The sequence below is a fragment of the Streptomyces sp. NPDC005784 genome (genome assembly GCF_042871525.1).
In the GTDB taxonomy this organism is placed as follows: domain Bacteria; phylum Actinomycetota; class Actinomycetes; order Streptomycetales; family Streptomycetaceae; genus Streptomyces.
Genome location: NZ_JBIAIQ010000002.1, coordinates 198,177 through 215,545 on the forward strand (window position 1 = coordinate 198,177; position 17,369 = coordinate 215,545).

The following is a 17,369-nucleotide window of genomic DNA, read 5'->3' on the forward strand; positions in this document are numbered from 1 at the left end:
TGCGCACCCTGCTCCGCCGTCAGCCCAGCTGGGACAGGCCCTTCTGGAGGTCGTCGGCATTCATGACCGGGGAGAGCTCGATGCGGGCGCCGAGGCTCATGAAGAACGGCTCGGCGATCACCGGGATTTGGCTGCTGTCCTGCAGGTCGAAGACCAGGTAGCAGGCGCGGTTGCCGTCGTTGGTGGTGAAGTAGGCCGCCTCCGGCTTGAGCTTCTCCATCGTTTCCTGCATCAACTGCTGCAACTTCCCGCCGCGGATGAGCTCGTTGGCCTTTTCCGTGTCCATGGTGGCCCTGAGCATCACGCGCATCGCACTCACCTTCTCCATCGGTCGACGCACGCATAAGCACCCAAACGTGCAATTTCAGGCTATGCCCCTTGTCATCCGGGTGCCCGCTGGAACCCCTGGAGCGCCGGGCGCGGGCAGGGACCAGGTCAAAGGCGGGCGGCCCAGGCCTCACCGTCTCCGGTGAGGCCTGGGCCGCGTTCTGTGCGGGACAGGTGCGCCGAGCGCGCCGGATCAGAAGACGGGCGTGCCGTCCTGCGTCAGCTTCCAGTTGGCCACCGCGAAGTCCGCCGGGTTCAGCGTGCCCTTGGCCGTCACGTAGTCGATCATCAGCTGGCGGATCTCGTTGGTGGAGCTGTAGGCGATGTCGGCGGCCGCGATGTGCGGGTAGCCGCTGCCGCCGTTGGCCCGGTAGTTGTTGACGGCGACGACGAAGACCTGGTCGGCGGCGACCGCGGTGCCGTTGTAGGAGAGGTTCTTGATCCTCGACCCCTCCGGCTGCGCGATGTCGATCTCGTAGGAGACGCCCGCCGCCGTGTCGTACATGTAGTCCCAGAAGCTGTTGGCGTTGGTGAGGGTGGCGGTGTCCACCGCCGTGCCGGAGGGGACCTGGTGGTAGTACTTCGCCGCGTACTCCAGGTAGTCCTTGAGCTGGGCACCCGTCAACTTCTTGCCGTACAGGGTGTTGTCGTAGATGTAGAGCCCGGCGACGTCGCGGATGGTGACGTCGCCCTGCGGGATGTCGGCGGTGCGGCTGAAGGGCGCGGCGACGGAGATCAGCGGCAGGGCCGCGTCGGCCGTCGACAGACCGGTGGCGACGGCCGCCATCTGCACCTGGTGGATGAAGTCCATGACGGGGACGTCCTTCCAGCACGCCTCCGCCGCCGAGAGGTCGGCCGTACAGGTGCCGACAGGCGTGTTGACGTACTTGACCACCAGGTCGTGGTCCGCCTTGATCAGCCGGGTGATCTCGGCGTCCTCCTCGACGGTGTTGCTGTTGAGGGTCTGCGCCTTGGTGCTGGTGACCTTCCACTGGCCGCGGACGAGTTCGAGCTCGAAGTCGAAGACGGTCAGCCGCATGCCGTAGCAGTAGGGCTCGGAGAGGACGACGTCCTTGCCGGTCTCGGTGTTGGTGACCGTGTACGACGAGACCTCGGTGTGGGTGTGGCCCACGAGGATCGCGTCGATGCCGGGGACCTGCTGGGCGACGAGGTTGGAGGCGTTCTCCACGTAGGGGAGTTCGCTGCCGTACGACGAACTGCCGTCCAGGCCCGAGTGGTCGGTGAGGAACACGACGTCGCAGCCGAGAGCGCGCATCCGCGGGACGTACTTCTTCGCCTGCTCGACGAGCCCGGTGAACGCCATCTTCCCGGCGACGTTGTCCTTGTCCCACAGGGCGATTCCGGGGTTGGTCAGACCGAGGATGCCGACCTTGATGTCCGGGGCGCCGGGGACGCGGATGCGCTTCACGGTGTACGGCTGGAAGGCCGGGCGCAGGGTCTTCGCGTCCAGCGCGTTGGCGCCGAGCAACGGGAAGTGGCACTGCTGCTCGAATCTGCGCAGCGTCTCGATCCCGTAGTTGAACTCGTGGTTTCCGAGTGCGGCGGCGTCGTACCGCATGGCGTTCATCGCGATGGCCATGGGGTGCTTGGGGCCGCACTTGCCGTCGGCGGCGACGATGGGGTCGACGCGTGCGTAGTAGTACGCCAGCGAGGTGCCCTGGATGATGTCGCCGGCGTCGACGAGCAGGACGTGGTCCTCGCCCTTCGCGGCGCGCTGCTGCTTGACGAGGGTCGCGACGCGCGCGACGCCGACCGAGTTGCCCTTGCTGTCCTTGTACGCCGCGTCCGTGTAGTAGTCCCAGTCGAAGACGTGGCTGTGCAGGTCGGTGGTGCCCAGAATCGAGAACGACCAGGTGCGCGGCGGCTTCGGGGGCTTGCGGTCCGCCGCCTGCGCGGGGGCCGCCGCGACCACGCCGCCGACGGCCACGGCCGCACCGGTGACGGCCGACTTCTTCACGAACTCCCGGCGGTTCAGGGGATTGACGGGCATACGGACTCCTGGGACTGGGGTGACGGGGGCAGGGGGACGTGCCGTGTCGAGGCGTGCGGAACTACACGCGTAGAGCGTGGTCGCCCACCTATCCCCTCCGGAACCAGGAGAAGCCCATCTCCCGGTCAAGTAAAGGTCAGTTCGAGGTTCCCGGGACACAACGAACCGGGGTTTCGAACCGCGTTCACCCCGCCGTCACACCGCGCTGGGGACGACGTCGACCCCAACTGCTGCGCCACTCACCGCGGCACGCGACGCACGCCCGGAGCTGCCGGGAGGCCGGGAGGCCGGGAGGCCGGGAGGCCGGGAGGCCGGGAGGCCGGGAGGCCGGGAGGCCGGAGCCGGAAGGTCGGAGCCGGAAGGTCGGAAGGCCGGAAGCTGAGTCTCCTGTCAGAGTCTCCGATCAGCTCGACTCGCGAACCACCAGCCGGCACGGGACCGTGTGGACGCCCCCCGGCTCCGGCTCCGCGCCGACGGCGTCGATGGCTTCCAGGAGGCGCAGCGCGGCGATCCGGCCGATCTCGGTGAGGTCCATGTCGATGGTGGTGAGCGGCGGGCGGCAGGCCAGCGCCATGGTGTCCCAGTTGTCGTAGCCGACGACGGCGATGTCGCCGGGGACGTCCACGCCCCGCTCGCGCAGCGCGTCGGCGACCCCCCGCGCGATCTGGTCGTTGCCGCAGAAGAAACCGTCGGTGTCGGGGGCCGTGCGCAGCACCGCGTCGGCGGCCCGGCGCCCCCACGCCTCGCTCCACTCGCCGAAGTGCACGCGCCCGGTGGCCAGTCGCAGCGAGGAGCGCCCCAGGTGCTCGGCCGCGTGCCGGGCGCGGTCGCGGGCGGCCGCGTGGTGCTCCGGGCCGGTGACATGCGCGATCCGGGTCCGGCCCGCGGCCAGCAGATGTTCGACGGCGAGCTGGGCGCCGCCCCGGTCGTCGGAGACGACGGAGGTGTCGGCCGGGTCGATGGACGGCGAGAGCGCGTAGACGATGGGGATCGGGTCGACGCCGGTCAGCGGCGGGCGCGGGTCCGTGCGGCGGCCGGTGACGATGATGCCGTCCACCCTGCGGTCCATCAGATTGCGCAGATGGTGCTGCTCCCGGATCGAGTCGCCCCGGGTGTCGCACAGCAGCACGGAGATCTTCCCGGCGCCGAGCGCGTCCTCCGCGCCGAGCAGCACGGGGGTGGAGAAGCGGCCGATGCCGTCCGTCGTCATCAGACCGACCGTCCAGCTGCGACCGGTATGCAGGCTCTGCGCGTGCTGGTTGGGCCGGAAGCCGAGCGACTCCACGGCGTCGAGAACCCGCCGGCGGGTCTCGGGCCGCATCCGTCCGCCGCCGTTCAGCGCCTTCGACGCCGTACCCACACTGACCCCCGCGAGGGCGGCGACATCGGCGAGCTTGGCCCGGCCGGCGGAGGACGAGCGCGGAGCAGAAGTCACGGGCAATCCTTTTCCTTCGCGTCGACCGGGACGTCGTTGTCCCTCGCCGACGACATTAGCGACCCCATCGTGCCAGCGGCCAGAGGTACGGGCCAGAGCCGGAGCAGCGGAGAAAAATCTGCGTCGCGCCCCTTGACCCCTCCGGCCGTCTCCCCTCTACTTTCCGGCAGGAAAACGGTTGCTCAAACGAGTTCCACAGCAGCCGGCCGTACCGCCGTACCCGAGCAGCCGCCGTACCCGTAGCCGTAGTCGAGCGCCCCGCCGCACCCACATCCGAAGGCCCCGCCGCACTCGTTCCCGAAGGCCCCGCCGTACCCGTTCCCGAACGAGGTACGACCTGTCGAACGCGTTCCGACGAGAACCGGAGAACCATGCACCGCACACGCTCCGCCGCCCTCCCCGGCACGGGACCCGTCCACCCCACTCCCGGTGCCCTCGGCGCGCTGCGCCCCGCGCCCGTCACGATCGGCGCCGGTTTCTGGCACACCCGCCGCGAGGTCAACGCGCGCATCTCCATCCCCCAGGGACCTGGCCTGCTGGAGTCTGCGGGCAACCTGCACAACCTGCGGCTGGCGGCGGGCACGGCCGAGGGCGTGTTCCAGGGCGCGTACCCGTTCCTCGACACCGACGTCTACAAGTGGCTGGAGGCCGCCGCCTGGCAACTGGCCGAGAATCCCGCCGGGAGCCTGGCCGCCGACGTGGACCGGATCATCGCCCTGGTCGCGGCCGCCCAGCAGCCCGACGGCTATCTCAACACCTGGTTCCAGCTCCGGAGGAACGGCGAGCGCTACCAGGATCTGCGCTGGGGTCACGAGCTGTACTGCGCGGGCCACCTCATCCAGGCGGCCGTCGCCCACCACCGCACCACCGGACGCCCCGAACTCCTCGACGTGGCACGCCGTTTCGCCGACCATGTCGACTCGGTATTCGGCGCCCCCGGCAGCGGCAAGCCCCTCGACGGCATCGACGGCCACCCCGAGATCGAGACGGCCCTGGTCGAGCTCTACCGGGAGACCGGCGAACGCCGCTACCTCGACCTGGCCGGCTACTTCGTCGACCGGCACGGCCACGGCCTGCTCGGCGGCGAGGCCTACTGCCAGGACCGGGTCCCGCTGCGCGAGGCGACCACCGTGGAGGGCCACGCCGTACGGCAGTTGTATCTGCTGGCCGCGGCAGCCGACCTGGCCTCCGAGACGGCCGACGCCGAACTCCGCGCGGCCACCGAGCGGTTGTGGCAGGCCATGGTGGCGACGAAGACCCATCTCACCGGCGGGCTCGGCGCCCACCACGACGAGGAGGACTTCGGCGACCCGTACGAACTCCCCAACGAGCGCGCCTACTGCGAGACCTGCGCCGCCATCGCCTCCGTCCAGTGGAGCTGGCGCATGGCCCTGCTCACCGGCGAGGCCCGCTACGGCGACCTGATCGAACGCACGCTGTACAACGGCTTCCTGGCCGGAGTCTCCCTGGACGGCGAGCGCTGGCTGTACGTGAACCCGCTCCAGGTCCGCGACGGCCACACCGATCCCGGCGGCGACCAGTCGGCCCGCCGCACCCGCTGGTTCCGCTGCGCCTGCTGCCCGCCCAACGTCATGCGGCTGCTGGCCTCCCTGGAGCACTACCTCGCGTCCACCGACGCCGGTGGTCTCCAGATCCACCAGTACGTCACCGGCGAGTACCGCGCGGACCTGGCCGGCGCCCCCGTCGTCGTACGCGCCGAGACCGACTACCCGTGGCACGGCACGATCGCCCTGACCGTGGAGGAGACACCCGGGACCCCCTGGACCCTGTCCCTCCGCGTCCCGCAGTGGTGCGACGCGTTCCGGGTGCACGACGGCGACCGGACGTACGACGGCACGGACGCGCCCGTCGAGGACGGCTGGCTGCGTCTGGAGCGGACCTGGGCCCCCGGCGACCGGGTGATCCTCGAACTCGCCCTGGACGCCAGGCTCACCGCGGCCGACCCGCGCGTGGACGCCGTGCGCGGCTGCGCGGCGATCGAACGCGGCCCGCTCGTGTACTGCCTGGAACAGGCGGACCACCTCGGCGGCGGCCTGGACGACATCGTCCTCGACACCGCCCGCCCCCTCGCCGTCAAACAGCGCCCCGACCTGCTCGGCGGCGTCACCACCGTGCTGGCCGCCGGCCGCCGCCGCACCCTCGCCAACGACGGTTCCTGGTGGCCCTACCGTCCCGCCGCCGGTCACGACGCCCCGCCGGCCGGCGACCCCGTCGAACTCACCGCGATCCCCTACTACGCCTGGGCCAACCGCGCGGACGGCGGCATGCGTGTCTGGCTGCCCACGTCCTGAATCCGCGCGTCCCTCCGCGCGTCCCTCCGCACGTCCCTCCGCACGTCCCTCCGCACGTCCCTCCGTACGTCCCTCTCCCGACAACGAGGTACCCCGTGAGAAGCACCCGCCGCACCCTGACCGCAGCCATAGCCACCGCCTGTGCCCTCGCCACCGTCACCGCGTGCGGCGGCGGCTCCGGCTCCTCCTCGTCCGGTTCGTCCTCGACGTACACCTTCTGGGACCCCTACCCGCAGTTCGACGCCTCCTCCGACTGGGGCAAGCGCGTCACGGCGTGCGGCACCGAGGCCGGGGTCAAGGTCAAGCGCACCGCGTACGACACCACGGACCTGGGCAACAAGGCACTGCTGGCCGCCCAGCAGGGCAACGCGCCCGACGTGATGCTGGTCGACAACCCGGTCGTCTCCACCCTCGTGGAGGCCGGCATTCTCACCAGGACCAGCGACCTCGGCCTCGACACGGCCGCGATCCAGAAGAACATCATCGGCGCGGGCACCCTCGACAACGCGGCCTACGGCGTCCCCATCGGCGCCAACACCCTCGCCCTCTACTACAACAAGAAGGTCCTCTCCGCCGCGCACGTCGACCCGGCCGGCATCAAGGACTGGCCGTCCCTCACCACGGCCCTCAAGAAGATCAAGGCGGCGGGCAAGAAGGGCATCACCTTCTCGGCGATCAACACCGAGGAGGGCAGCTTCCAGTTCCTGCCGTGGTTCTGGGGCTCCGGCGGCGACCTCACCCAACTCGACTCCCCCAAGGGCGTGGCGGCCCTCACCCTGTGGAAGCAGTGGGTCGACGAGGGCTACGCCCCCAAGGACGTACTGAACAACACCCAGACCACCAGCTGGCAGGAGTTCGCCACCGGGGACTACGCCTTCGGAGAGAACGGCACCTGGCAGCTCGCCAACGCCGAGAAGGCCGGATTCCCGTACGGAATCGTCAACATCCCGGCACAGAACGGCGGTTCGGCACCGGTCCCCACCGGCGGCGAATTCGTCACCGTTCCCGTGCAGAAGGACACCGGCCGCTACGACACCAGCAAGAAGATCGTCGCCTGTCTGACCAGCGCCCGGAACCTGCTCGCGAGCGACACGACTCTGACCTATGTGGCACCCACCGCCGCGGTCCAGGCCCAGCAGGTCAAGGCGAACCCGAAGCTCAAGCCGTGGGTGGAAGCGGTGGCTGCGGCGCGTGGCCGTACCAGCGGTGGCCTGGGCACCAAGTACCCCACCATCTCCCAGCCGATGTGGACCGCCGTGCAGGCGGCCCTCTCCGGTGCCAAGAGCCCCGCCGCGGCCCTGGCCGACGCCCAGACCGCGGCCTCCAGGGGCTGACCTTCCCACCCCTGGGGTTCCGCCCCGGACCCCGCTCCTCAAACGCCGGAGGGGCTGAAATTCCCGCGCCCAGGAGCCCGCATGCTCACCCATCACCGCCGGAGCCAGCTGACGGCGCTCGCCTTCCTCGCCCCGCTGGCCGCCTACCTCGCCGCCTTCTACGCCTACCCGCTCTACCGCAACCTCGATCTGAGCCTGCGCGACTACACCGTCAGATCCTTCGTCGCGGGCGACGCCCCGTTCTCGGGCTGGGACAACTTCCGCACGGTCCTGAACGACCCGTCCTTCGCCCCGGCGATGCGGCACACCATGGTCTTCACCTTCGCGTCCATCGTCGTGCAGTACGCCGCCGGCCTCGCCCTCGCCGTCTTCTTCAACCGCCGGTTCCCGCTGGCCCCCACCCTCCGGGCCCTGTTCCTGATCCCCTGGCTGCTGCCGCTGATCGTGTCGGCGTCGACCTGGTCCTGGATGTTCAACAGCGAGTCCGGCGTGGTGAATTACGCCCTGCACCTGGTCGGCGTCGACCCCGTCGGCTGGCTCACCTCACCGCACTGGGCGCTGACGTCGGTCGTCATCGCCAACATCTGGATCGGCATCCCCTTCAACCTGGTCATCCTGTACAGCGGCCTCCAGAACATCCCGGCCGAGCTGTACGAGGCCGCCGCCCTGGACGGGGCCAACGCCTGGCAGCAGTTCCGCCGCATCACGTTCCCGCTGCTGCGCCCGGTCTCGGCGATCACGCTGCTGCTCGGCCTCGTCTACACCCTCAAGGTCTTCGACCTGATCTGGATCATGACGAAGGGCGGCCCCGGCGACTCCTCGTCCACCCTGGCGACCTGGTCCTACCAGCTCGGATTCGGCACCCTGCTGCCCAAGTTCGGCCCCGGCGCCGCCGTCGGCAACATCCTCATCGTCATCGCCCTCGCCTTCGGGCTGCTGCACGTCCGCGTCCAGAGGAGGCAGGAGTCGTGAAGTCCCGTACGGGCAAGCGCCGTCACACCGTGATCGGCACCGTCCTCATCGCGCTCATGCTCTTCCCGGTGTACTGGATGCTGAACGTGTCCCTCACGCCGCAGCGGAACATGCGCAAGAGCCCGCCCGACCTGTTCCCGCTGCACCCCACCTTCGAGGGCTACCGAGCCGTCCTGAACGATCAGTTGCCCTATCTCGGCACCAGCCTGCTCATCGGCCTCGGCACCGTCGCCCTCACCCTGGTCCTCGCCGCCCCGGCGGGCTACTCCCTCGCCAAGCTGCGCCCGCCCGGCGCGGGACCGCTCTCTCTCGCGCTCCTGGTCGCCCAGATGATCCCCGGCATCGTCATGGCGATGGGCTTCTACGGGTTCTTCCTCGACCTCGGACTGCTCAACTCCTGGTGGGGCCTGATCATCGCGGACTCCACCATCGCCGTGCCGTTCGGCGTCATGATCTTCGCCGCGTTCATGTCGGGCATCCCCGGCGAACTCATCTCCGCGGCCCGCATCGACGGCGCCGGCACCTGGCGGATCTTCCGCTCCGTCGTCCTGCCGGTGAGCCGCAACGCGATCGTCACGGTCTCGCTCTTCGGCTTCCTGTGGGCCTGGTCCGACTTCGTCTTCGCCAACACCCTCGACGGCGGCGGCGACATGCGCCCCATCACCCTCGGCATCTACCACTACATCGGCAACAACAACCAGGAATGGAACGCGATCATGGCCACCGCCGTCGTCGCGTCGATCCCCGCCACTGTCCTGCTCGTCCTCGCACAGCGCTACGTGGCCGCGGGCGTGACCGCGGGCGCGGTGAAGGACTGAGCAGGCGTCCCCCTCTCCCCACCTCCAGGAGGCTCCTCCATGAGCCGCACGAGCCGCACAAGACGCACGAACCACATGAGCCAGTTAGGCCGTACGAGTCGCCCGGACGACCCGGCCCGAACGCGACACGCCACCGCCGCCGGCCCCCGTCGTGCCCGCGCCGTGGCCGCCCTGGGGGCCATCGCCCTGGCCACCACCGCCCTCTTCACCGCATCTCCCGCCCAGGCCGCCCCCACCGCGGCCACCACCCTGGTCGTCAACGCCGACCAGACCCTCCGCTCCGTCACCCATGCGGCGAGCGGCAGCCTGTACGGCCTCGCCGACGCGAGCACCCCGGCCGACAGCCTGGTCACCCCGCTCAAGCCGAACACCTTCGTACAGATGGCACCGGGCGGTTCACAGCTCCCCAACGGCGAACCCGCGCCCGGGGGCGACGCGCTGACCGTGGCGTCCAAGGCCGCGCGGGCCGGCGCCGGGATCGTCGTCCGCATGCCCGACTGGTACCCGAACTTCCCCTACAAGTGGGTGAGCTGGAGCAACTGGCTGTCCGCCGTGGACACCCAGATCGCGTCGGTCAAGTCCTCGTCCGCCACCAACATCCGTGCCTACGAGCTGTGGAACGAACCCGACTGGACCTGGGACACCACCAACGCCGGTACGTTCGAAGCGGGTTGGACGCGCACCTACAAGGAGGTACGCGCCAAGGACGCCACCACCCCGATCCAGGGTCCCAGTCACTCGGCGTGGAACCAGAGCTGGATGAGCACGTTCCTCACGGCCGCCAAGGCAGCCGGGACCGTCCCCGACATCATCGCCTGGCACGAACTCCAGGGCTCCCAGGACATCGCGGCGCACGTCGCGGCGTACCGATCCCTGGAGAGCAGCCTCGGCATCAGCGCGCGCCCGATCTCCATCGAGGAGTACGGGACGCCCACCGAGGTGGGGGTGCCGGGTTCGCTCGTCGGTTACGTCGCCAAGTTCGAGCGGGCGGGCGTCCATGACGCCGAGCTCGCCTTCTGGAACCACTACGGCACCCTCGGCGACACCCTCACCGACACCGGCGGATCGCCCAATGGCTCGTACTGGCTGTACAAGTGGTACGGCGACATGTCGGGCAGCATGGTCCCCACCACGCCGCCGGCCCAGACCGGCATCGACGGAGCCGCGTCCCGTACCGGGGACGGCCGGCAGATCAGCGTCGTCTTCGGCGGCGGCACCGGTTCCACGGCCGTCACGGTGAAGGGCCTCGGCTCGCTGTCCGCGTTCGGCGGCACGGTGCACGCCAAACTGGAGTACACCCCGTCCAAAGGCCGCACCACGGCCGTATCAGCCCCGTACACGATCTCGGAGGCCGACTACACCGTCTCGAACGGGTCCGTCACCGTGCCCGTGGCCATGAACGCCTCGGACGGCTACCACCTGGTCATCACCCCCAGCGGCAGCTCCACCTCGCTCGCCGGGACCTACCGGATCACCAACAAGAACAGCGCCCTCGCCCTGGACACCCAGAACGCGGGCACGGCCCAGGGCACCGCGGTCGTCCAGGCGACGTCCTCCACCGGCACCAGCCAGTCCTGGACCCTCTCCTCCGCCGGATCCGGCCTCTACCGGATCACCAACAAGGCGAGCGGCCTGCTGCTCGGCATCACGAACGCGAGCACGGCGGCCGGCGGGACCGCGCTGATCTGGGCGGACAACGGCACCGCCGACCACCTCTGGCAGATCGTCCCGGCCGGTGACGGCTACTACAAGATCGCCAACTACAACAGCGGTCTGCTGCTCGGCGTGAACGGCATGAGCACCTCCACCGGCGCCCAGGTCCTGCAATGGGACGACAACGGCACCGCCGACCACCTGTGGAGACTGACCTCGCGCTGAGGCCGGCTCCCCAGGTACGGGTACGCCCCCGGATGTCGGCCGGGGGCGCACTCGTGGAAAGAACCGTTTCGGAAACGGCTTCGGAACCGGCTTCACCGCCGCGGAGATCGCCGCGGACATCTGCTGCCGATACCGCTCCGCGCTAGATGAACGAGTTGATCTCGATCGTCTCGTCGCGGCCCGGCCCGACGCCGATCGCGGAGATCGGCGCGCCCGACATCTCCTCCAGCGCCTTGACGTAGTCCTGCGCGTTCTTCGGGAGGTCCGCGAAGGTCTTCGCCTTGGTGATGTCCTCCGACCAGCCGGGGAGGTTCTCGTAGATCGGCTTCGCGTGGTGGAAGTCGGTCTGGGAGTACGGGAGTTCCTCGACGCGCTTGCCGTCGATCTCGTACGCCACGCAGACCGGGATCTCCTCCCAGCCGGTCAGGACGTCCAGCTTGGTGAGGAAGAAGTCGGTCAGACCGTTCACGCGGGTCGCGTAGCGGGCGATGACCGCGTCGAACCAGCCGCAGCGCCGGTCACGGCCGGTCGTCACGCCGCGCTCGTGGCCGATGCGCCGCAGCGCCTCGCCGTCCGCGTCGAAGAGCTCGGTCGGGAACGGGCCCGAGCCGACCCGGGTCGTGTACGCCTTGAGGATGCCGATGACCCGGCTGATCTTGGTCGGGCCGACGCCGGCACCCGTGCAGGCGCCGCCCGCGGTCGGGTTCGACGACGTCACGAACGGATACGTGCCGTGGTCGATGTCCAGCAGCGTGCCCTGGCCGCCCTCGAAGAGCACGACCTTGTCCTGCTCCAGCGCCTGATTCAGGATCAGGACGGTGTCCGCGACGTACGGCTTGAGCCGGTCCGCGTAGCCCAGCAGCTCCTCGACGACCTGGCCCGCCTCGATGGCGCGGCGGTTGTAGAGCTTCGTGAGCAGCTGGTTCTTGACCTCCAGGGCCGCTTCGACCTTCTGGGTGAGGATCGACTCGTCGTAGAGGTCCTGGACGCGGATGCCGACGCGGTTGATCTTGTCCGCGTAGGTCGGACCGATACCGCGTCCGGTGGTCCCGATCTTCCGCTTTCCGAGGAAGCGTTCCGTCACCTTGTCGACAGTGACGTTGTAAGGCGTGATGATATGAGCGTTTCCGCTGATCAGCAGCTTGGAGGTGTCGATGCCGCGCTCGTTCAGTCCGTTCAGCTCGGAGAACAGGACGGACGGGTCGACGACGACTCCGTTGCCGATCACCGGAGTGCACTCCGGCGTGAGGATTCCGGAAGGGAGGAGGTGGAGAGCGTATTTCTGGTCGCCCACGACTACCGTATGGCCGGCGTTGTTGCCGCCCTGGTAGCGCACCACATAGTCCACGGATCCACCGAGCAGGTCGGTGGCCTTTCCCTTGCCTTCGTCACCCCACTGAGCACCGAGCAGCACAAGTGCGGGCACAGGCGTACACCCCTTCCGGGCGGGGCATGTCCAAGGTCGGGGACGTACGCGGCTGGTTCTGCCTACGGCTGCGTACGCCGGCGACCACCATTGGCCGCGACCGTCGGACCGGATGCCCCGGAATAGACGAAGCCCCTGGCGCAAAGGCGCAAGGGGCTCTTGCACAAAGATGCTACCCGAGGAAGCGAGGCAGGACCGAGGTGGCGGCTTCCGACCAGCTCCTGGTGGTCATCGACCCGGTCGCCCGACGGACGGACGGCGAGTCCGTTCGGATCGCGAAAGACGTGCTCAGCGCGGGTGCGGCGACGAAAGTGTGCCTTCCGGAGGGGCCCGAGGAATTCGCTCGGGCACTGATCCGCCGGGGTGCGCGCCGACCCGTCGTCATCGGTGACGACGGTGCCCTGCTGCGGGCGGTGTCCCTGCTGCACCGGCAGCGGGAACTCGCCGCGTGCGCGCTGTCCTTCGTGCCCGTGGGCGGTGTGCTGTCGCTGTCCCGTTCGCTCGGGGTGCCGATGGGGGCCGTCGCGGCGGCCAGAGCGGTCCTCGACGGGGCCGAGCGACGGCTCGACCTGCTCGTGGACGACAGTGACGGCGTGGTGCTCGGCGCGCTGCGCATCCCCTCGCTGCCGTCCCGGCCGCCCGCTCCGGTGCACGCGGGAGCGCCCGGGGAGGTCGGCGCGCATCCCTGGCTCCGCACCTGCCAGTCCCTGGTACGGACCCTCGCCTCGCGGCCGTCCCGGCTCGCCTCCGCACCCGGACCCGGGCCCTCCCGGCTGCGGATCGAGGTCGACGGGGTGTGCGTGGTGGATCTCGACCAGCCCGTGGAAGCCGTGTCCGTGACACCCGGGGAATCGGGAACGGGAGCCGAGATCGAGGTCCGCGGGGTGTCCGTGGGGGCCGAGTCCTCGCCCCTGCGCCTGCTGGGACACAAGGTCACCGTCTCCGGCGCCGACTTCCGCTACCGCGCGGACTCCGTGGTGAGCGGCCCGGTCAGGACCCGGACCTGGACAGTACGGGAGTCGGCCTGGGGCCTGACCCTACCGACCACACACTGACGAGAGAGGCCGTCCCACCCTGGCAGCGCGGGACGCCGATCCAGCCAGGGCGGACGCCGGTCCACCCCGACGGGGAGAGGCCGGTCCATCCTGGCTGGGCGGGACGCCGGTCCAGCCGCACCGGGCGCGCTGGTCCATCCTGACGGGGAGAAGCCAGTCCCCCGCACAGGGCGGGACGCCAGTCCACCCTGACGGGGAGAGGCCGGTCCATCCTGGCTGGGCGGGACGCCTGTCCAGCCGCACGGGCGGGACGCCGGTCCACCCGTACCGGGCGCCGGCCCATCCTGGCAGGGCGGGACGCCCGTCCGCCCGCACCGGGCGCCGGTCCACCCTGACGGGGAGAGCCGGGCCACCCTGGCAGGGCCGGACGCCGGTCCAGCCGCACTGGCGGGACGCCGGTCCACCCAGACGGGGTGGGACGGAACGCGGGACCGGGGTGCCCGGTCCCGTTCGTCACTCGTCGCCGTACAGCGTCTGGCGGTGGGCGCGCCAGCGTTCCATCATCGCGGCGATCTCGCCGTCGATGAACTCGAAGAACGCGAGGGTCTCGGAGAGCCGGCGCCCGGCCGGGGTCGCGGAACCGAGGGAGTCGACGCCGGCGCGCAGGGCGAGTTCCCAGCGCTTGAGCACCGCGTCGCGGTTGGTCAGCGCCTCGTACCACTGGTTGCTGTGCACGCGGTACCGCTCGCGCCGCGAGCCGGGTTCGCGCTCGCGCGAGACCATGTGCTGCTGCGCGAGATAGCGCACCGCGCCGGACACGGCTGCGGGGCTGACCCGAAGCTGCTCGCCGAGTTCGGCGGAGCTCATGGCGCCGGAGTCGGAGGCCAGCAGCGCCGCGAAGACCCGGGCGGGCATCCGCTGCATCCCGGCCTCGACGAGCTGCGCCGCGAAGCCCTCGACGAACTTCGAGACCGCCTCCGGATCCCGCTCCGCCGTAGTCGGTTCCGCCATCTCTCGATCATCTCCCCAGCTCACGCGTCGCCGTCGAGTGTATCCAGGATTTACTTGTTTCCTTAACTTCACAAATTTCTGAAAGAAGCGTACGTTCTGGACCATGACGACGGCAATCAGCGTCGCCGGACTGCACAAGTCGTTCGGCAAGACGCACGCACTGGACGGCCTCGACCTGGAGGTCGAGGCCGGTGAAGTGCACGGCTTCCTCGGCCCCAACGGCTCCGGGAAGTCCACCACCATCCGGGTCCTGCTGGGCCTGCTGCGCGCCGACTCGGGCGCGGCACGGATGCTGGGCATGGACCCCTGGGCGGACGCGGTGGAACTGCACCGCCGGGTCGCCTACGTCCCCGGCGACGTGACCCTGTGGCGCAACCTCTCCGGCGGCGAGGTCATCGACCTCTACGGGCGGCTGCACAACGGGGGCCGAGCCCGGCGCGGCGGGCAGGACGGCGGACGGAAGGGCGGCCTCGACCCGGCGCGGCGCGCCGACCTGATCGAGCGCTTCGAGCTCGACCCCACCAAGAAGGGGCGCACCTACTCGAAGGGCAACCGCCAGAAGGTCGCCCTCGTCGCGGCCTTCGCCTCGGACGTCGACGTGCTCATCCTGGACGAGCCGACCTCGGGCCTCGACCCGCTGATGGAAGAGGTCTTCCAGCGGTGCGTCCGGGAGGAGCGCGACCGGGGCCGCACCATCCTGCTGTCCTCGCACATCCTGAGCGAGGTCGAGGAACTCTGCGACCGCGTCAGCATCATCCGCAAGGGCCAGACCGTCGAGAGCGGCTCCCTCGCCGACCTGCGCCACCTCACCCGCACCAGCGTCACCGCCGAACTCACCGGTCCGCCGAACGGACTGGCGTCCCTGCCCGGGGTCCACGAACTCGTCGTCGAGGACCTCGACGCCCACGACACCGGGGTCCGGCCGGACGGTGTCCGGTGCCGGGTCCGGCTCCACGTCGACACCGACAAACTGAACGCCGTCCTGCGGTCGCTGACCGACTCCGGCGTACGGTCCCTGACCTCGACCCCGCCGACCCTGGAGGAGCTGTTCCTGCGGCACTACCAGGAGGACGTCCGGGCGGACGGGTCCGAAGAGGCGATGGCACGATGACCGCCACGACCGCCGGCGCCTTCGCCGCACGCGTCGGCGGCTCCCGCCCGCTGGCCGGCACCGGAACCCTGCTGAGGTTCGCGCTGCGCCGCGACCGCGTGATGATGCCGCTGTGGATCGGCGTGAACGCTCTGCTGGTGCTCTCCCTGCCGGCCTCGCTGAAGACCGTCTACAGCACCCCGGCCGAACGGGCCACCCTGGCACGACAGATGCTCACCAACAGCTCCCTGCGCGCCACCTACGGGCCGGTGTTCAGCGACTCGCTCGGCGGGCTCACCGCCTGGCGCATCGGCGGCTACGCGGGAGTCCTCGCCGCCATCATGAGCCTGATCATCGTCGTACGGCACACCCGGGACGAGGAGGAGAGCGGACGGCAGGAACTCATCTCCGCCGCGATGGTCGGGCGGCGGGCTCCGCTGACCGCCGCTCTGCTCGCGGCCCTCGTCGCCAACGGCGTCCTCGCCCTGATCATCGCGGGCGGCCTCGCCGGACAGGGCGGTGCCGGGGCCCTGGCGCTGGGACTCGCGATCGGCGCGACCGGGATGGTCTTCGCGACCATGGCCGCGATCGTCGCCCAGCTGACGGAGAGCGCGCGGCTCGCCAAGGGGCTGACGGGCGGGCTGATCGGCGCCGCGTTCGTCCTCAGGGCGGCGGGCGACTCGGCGACCGACGACGGCTCGTCGGTGCTGACCTGGATCTCCCCGGTGGGCTGGCTGGAGAACCTCCGCGCCTTCGCGGACGAACGCTGGTGGGTCCTGCCGCTGTTCGTCGCGGCCGTCGCCGCACAGGGCGCCTCCGCCTACACACTCGCCGGGCGGCGGGATGTCGGCATGAGCTTCCTGCCCACGCGGCCGGGACCCGCGACCGGCCGCCTGGGCACCGCCGAAGCACTGGCCTGGCGACTGCAACGCGGCGCCGTGTTCGGCTGGAGCCTCGGCTTCCTCGCCGCGGGCGCCGCGTTCGGCGGCATCACGAAGGGGGCCGCCGACCTGGTCGGCGGCAACGCCAAGACCCGCGAGATCATCGAGCGGATGGGCGGGCAGGCCGGGATCACCGACGCGTTCCTCGCCGCCATGGTGAACATGCTGGGCATGGTCGCCGCCCTCTACATCGTCTCCTCCGTGCTCCGGCTGCACGGCGAGGAGACCTCGCAGCGCGCCGAACCCCTGCTCGCCGCCGCCGTCGGCCGGCTGCGCTGGGCCGGCGGACACCTCGTCCTCGCCTTCGGCGGCGCGGTCCTCATCATGCTGCTCGGCGGACTGGGCCTCGGTCTCGGCTACGGCTCCGAACTCGGCGCAATCCTCGGAGCCTGCCTGGTCCAGCTCCCGGCGATCTGGACCCTGGGCGGCGTCGCCGTCCTGCTGTACGGCCTCTCGCCCCGGCTTGCCCCCGGATCCTGGGCCGCGGCGGGCCTCGCCCTCCTCCTCGGCTGGATCGGCCCCGCCCTGAACATCCCCCAGGCCGTCATGGACCTCTCCCCCTTCGGCCACCTCCCGAAGCTGCCCGGCGGCACCATGGCCTGGACACCGGTCCTCGTCCTCACCGCAATCGCGGCCGCCTTGACGGCAGCAGGACTGACGTCCCTGCGCCGCCGCGACCTGACGACGTGAGGGGCCGCACGACCTGACGGATGCAGGCCGGGCGGCCTGACAGGGGTGGCAGGCGGCGCGGCCCGACGGGGTGACAGGCGGCGCGGCCCGACGGATGGCAGGCGGGGCAGGAAGAGGCGCGGCCCGGCG

At 70.4% G+C, this 17,369-nt stretch carries 13 protein-coding genes; 8 read left to right on the top strand and 5 right to left on the bottom strand.

All coding sequences use genetic code 11. The features are described from left to right. Positions 1-19: 19 nt before the first annotated feature. The 3 genes from ACFYR3_RS03770 to ACFYR3_RS03780 form a co-directional block, all read right to left on the bottom strand. Positions 20-310, bottom strand: a complete 291-nt coding sequence (locus ACFYR3_RS03770; protein WP_355856087.1) for a DUF3303 family protein — start codon at positions 308-310, stop codon at positions 20-22. Positions 311-520: 210 nt separating this feature from the next. Then, complete coding sequence (locus ACFYR3_RS03775) at positions 521-2,338, bottom strand: 5'-nucleotidase C-terminal domain-containing protein (protein ID WP_355856084.1); 1,818 nt, start codon at positions 2,336-2,338, stop codon at positions 521-523. 403 nt (positions 2,339-2,741) lie between these two features. Beyond that, the gene (locus ACFYR3_RS03780) at positions 2,742-3,773 is read right to left on the bottom strand and encodes a LacI family DNA-binding transcriptional regulator (protein ID WP_355856081.1); all 1,032 of its coding nucleotides are present in this window, start codon (positions 3,771-3,773) and stop codon (positions 2,742-2,744) included. Positions 3,774-4,144: 371 nt separating this feature from the next. Between ACFYR3_RS03780 and ACFYR3_RS03785 the strand changes: the two genes are divergently transcribed. The 5 genes from ACFYR3_RS03785 to ACFYR3_RS03805 all read left to right on the top strand — a co-directional run bounded on the left by ACFYR3_RS03785 (position 4,145) and on the right by ACFYR3_RS03805 (position 11,087). After that, positions 4,145-6,085 carry a glycoside hydrolase family 127 protein gene (locus ACFYR3_RS03785; RefSeq protein ID WP_389281346.1) on the top strand — a complete coding sequence of 647 codons (1,941 nt, stop codon included), beginning with the start codon at positions 4,145-4,147 and terminating at the stop codon, positions 6,083-6,085. A gap of 95 nt (positions 6,086-6,180) precedes the next feature. Next, entirely contained in the window at positions 6,181-7,419 is a 1,239-nt protein-coding gene (locus tag ACFYR3_RS03790; RefSeq protein WP_355856075.1) for an extracellular solute-binding protein, read from the top strand. A gap of 81 nt (positions 7,420-7,500) precedes the next feature. Further along, a complete protein-coding gene (locus tag ACFYR3_RS03795; RefSeq protein WP_355856072.1) occupies positions 7,501-8,391 on the top strand; it encodes a sugar ABC transporter permease in 891 nt (296 codons plus the stop codon). Further along, complete coding sequence (locus ACFYR3_RS03800) at positions 8,388-9,209, top strand: carbohydrate ABC transporter permease (protein WP_355856069.1); 822 nt, start codon at positions 8,388-8,390, stop codon at positions 9,207-9,209. The genes ACFYR3_RS03795 and ACFYR3_RS03800 overlap by 4 nt, the downstream gene beginning before the upstream one ends. 39 nt (positions 9,210-9,248) lie before the next feature. Continuing rightward, a complete protein-coding gene (locus ACFYR3_RS03805) occupies positions 9,249-11,087 on the top strand; it encodes an RICIN domain-containing protein (RefSeq protein ID WP_355856066.1) in 1,839 nt (612 codons plus the stop codon). Positions 11,088-11,229: 142 nt separating this feature from the next. Here ACFYR3_RS03805 and ACFYR3_RS03810 read toward each other — a convergent pair whose 3' ends face one another. Further along, positions 11,230-12,513, bottom strand: coding sequence for an adenylosuccinate synthase (locus tag ACFYR3_RS03810; protein WP_355856063.1), 1,284 nt, complete (start codon positions 12,511-12,513; stop codon positions 11,230-11,232). A gap of 200 nt (positions 12,514-12,713) precedes the next feature. On the opposite strand from ACFYR3_RS03810, the gene ACFYR3_RS03815 reads away from it, so the two are divergent. Next, the gene (locus ACFYR3_RS03815) at positions 12,714-13,568 is read left to right on the top strand and encodes a diacylglycerol kinase family protein (protein WP_355856060.1); all 855 of its coding nucleotides are present in this window, start codon (positions 12,714-12,716) and stop codon (positions 13,566-13,568) included. 453 nt (positions 13,569-14,021) lie between these two features. Here ACFYR3_RS03815 and ACFYR3_RS03820 read toward each other — a convergent pair whose 3' ends face one another. After that, the gene (locus ACFYR3_RS03820) at positions 14,022-14,519 is read right to left on the bottom strand and encodes a helix-turn-helix domain-containing protein (RefSeq protein WP_355856057.1); all 498 of its coding nucleotides are present in this window, start codon (positions 14,517-14,519) and stop codon (positions 14,022-14,024) included. Between the two features lie 103 nt (positions 14,520-14,622). On the opposite strand from ACFYR3_RS03820, the gene ACFYR3_RS03825 reads away from it, so the two are divergent. Both ACFYR3_RS03825 and ACFYR3_RS03830 read left to right on the top strand, forming a co-directional pair. After that, the gene (locus tag ACFYR3_RS03825) at positions 14,623-15,630 is read left to right on the top strand and encodes an ABC transporter ATP-binding protein (protein ID WP_356783869.1); all 1,008 of its coding nucleotides are present in this window, start codon (positions 14,623-14,625) and stop codon (positions 15,628-15,630) included. Further along, on the top strand, positions 15,627-17,240 hold the full coding sequence (locus tag ACFYR3_RS03830; protein ID WP_355856051.1) for an ABC transporter permease: 1,614 nt from the start codon (positions 15,627-15,629) through the stop codon (positions 17,238-17,240). The genes ACFYR3_RS03825 and ACFYR3_RS03830 overlap by 4 nt, the downstream gene beginning before the upstream one ends. Positions 17,241-17,369 lie beyond the last annotated feature (129 nt).

Bases quoted from the DNA above. Each gene is read 5' to 3' on its own strand.
- ACFYR3_RS03770 (WP_355856087.1), bottom strand. From the start codon at position 310: ATGCGCGTGATGCTCAGGGCCACCATGGACACGGAAAAGGCCAACGAG.
- ACFYR3_RS03775 (WP_355856084.1), bottom strand. From the start codon at position 2,338: ATGCCCGTCAATCCCCTGAACCGCCGGGAGTTCGTGAAGAAGTCGGCC.
- ACFYR3_RS03785 (WP_389281346.1), top strand. From the start codon at position 4,145: ATGCACCGCACACGCTCCGCCGCCCTCCCCGGCACGGGACCCGTCCAC.
- ACFYR3_RS03795 (WP_355856072.1), top strand. From the start codon at position 7,501: ATGCTCACCCATCACCGCCGGAGCCAGCTGACGGCGCTCGCCTTCCTC.
- ACFYR3_RS03805 (WP_355856066.1), top strand. From the start codon at position 9,249: ATGAGCCGCACGAGCCGCACAAGACGCACGAACCACATGAGCCAGTTA.
- ACFYR3_RS03820 (WP_355856057.1), bottom strand. From the start codon at position 14,519: ATGGCGGAACCGACTACGGCGGAGCGGGATCCGGAGGCGGTCTCGAAG.
- ACFYR3_RS03825 (WP_356783869.1), top strand. From the start codon at position 14,623: ATGACGACGGCAATCAGCGTCGCCGGACTGCACAAGTCGTTCGGCAAG.
- ACFYR3_RS03830 (WP_355856051.1), top strand. From the start codon at position 15,627: ATGACCGCCACGACCGCCGGCGCCTTCGCCGCACGCGTCGGCGGCTCC.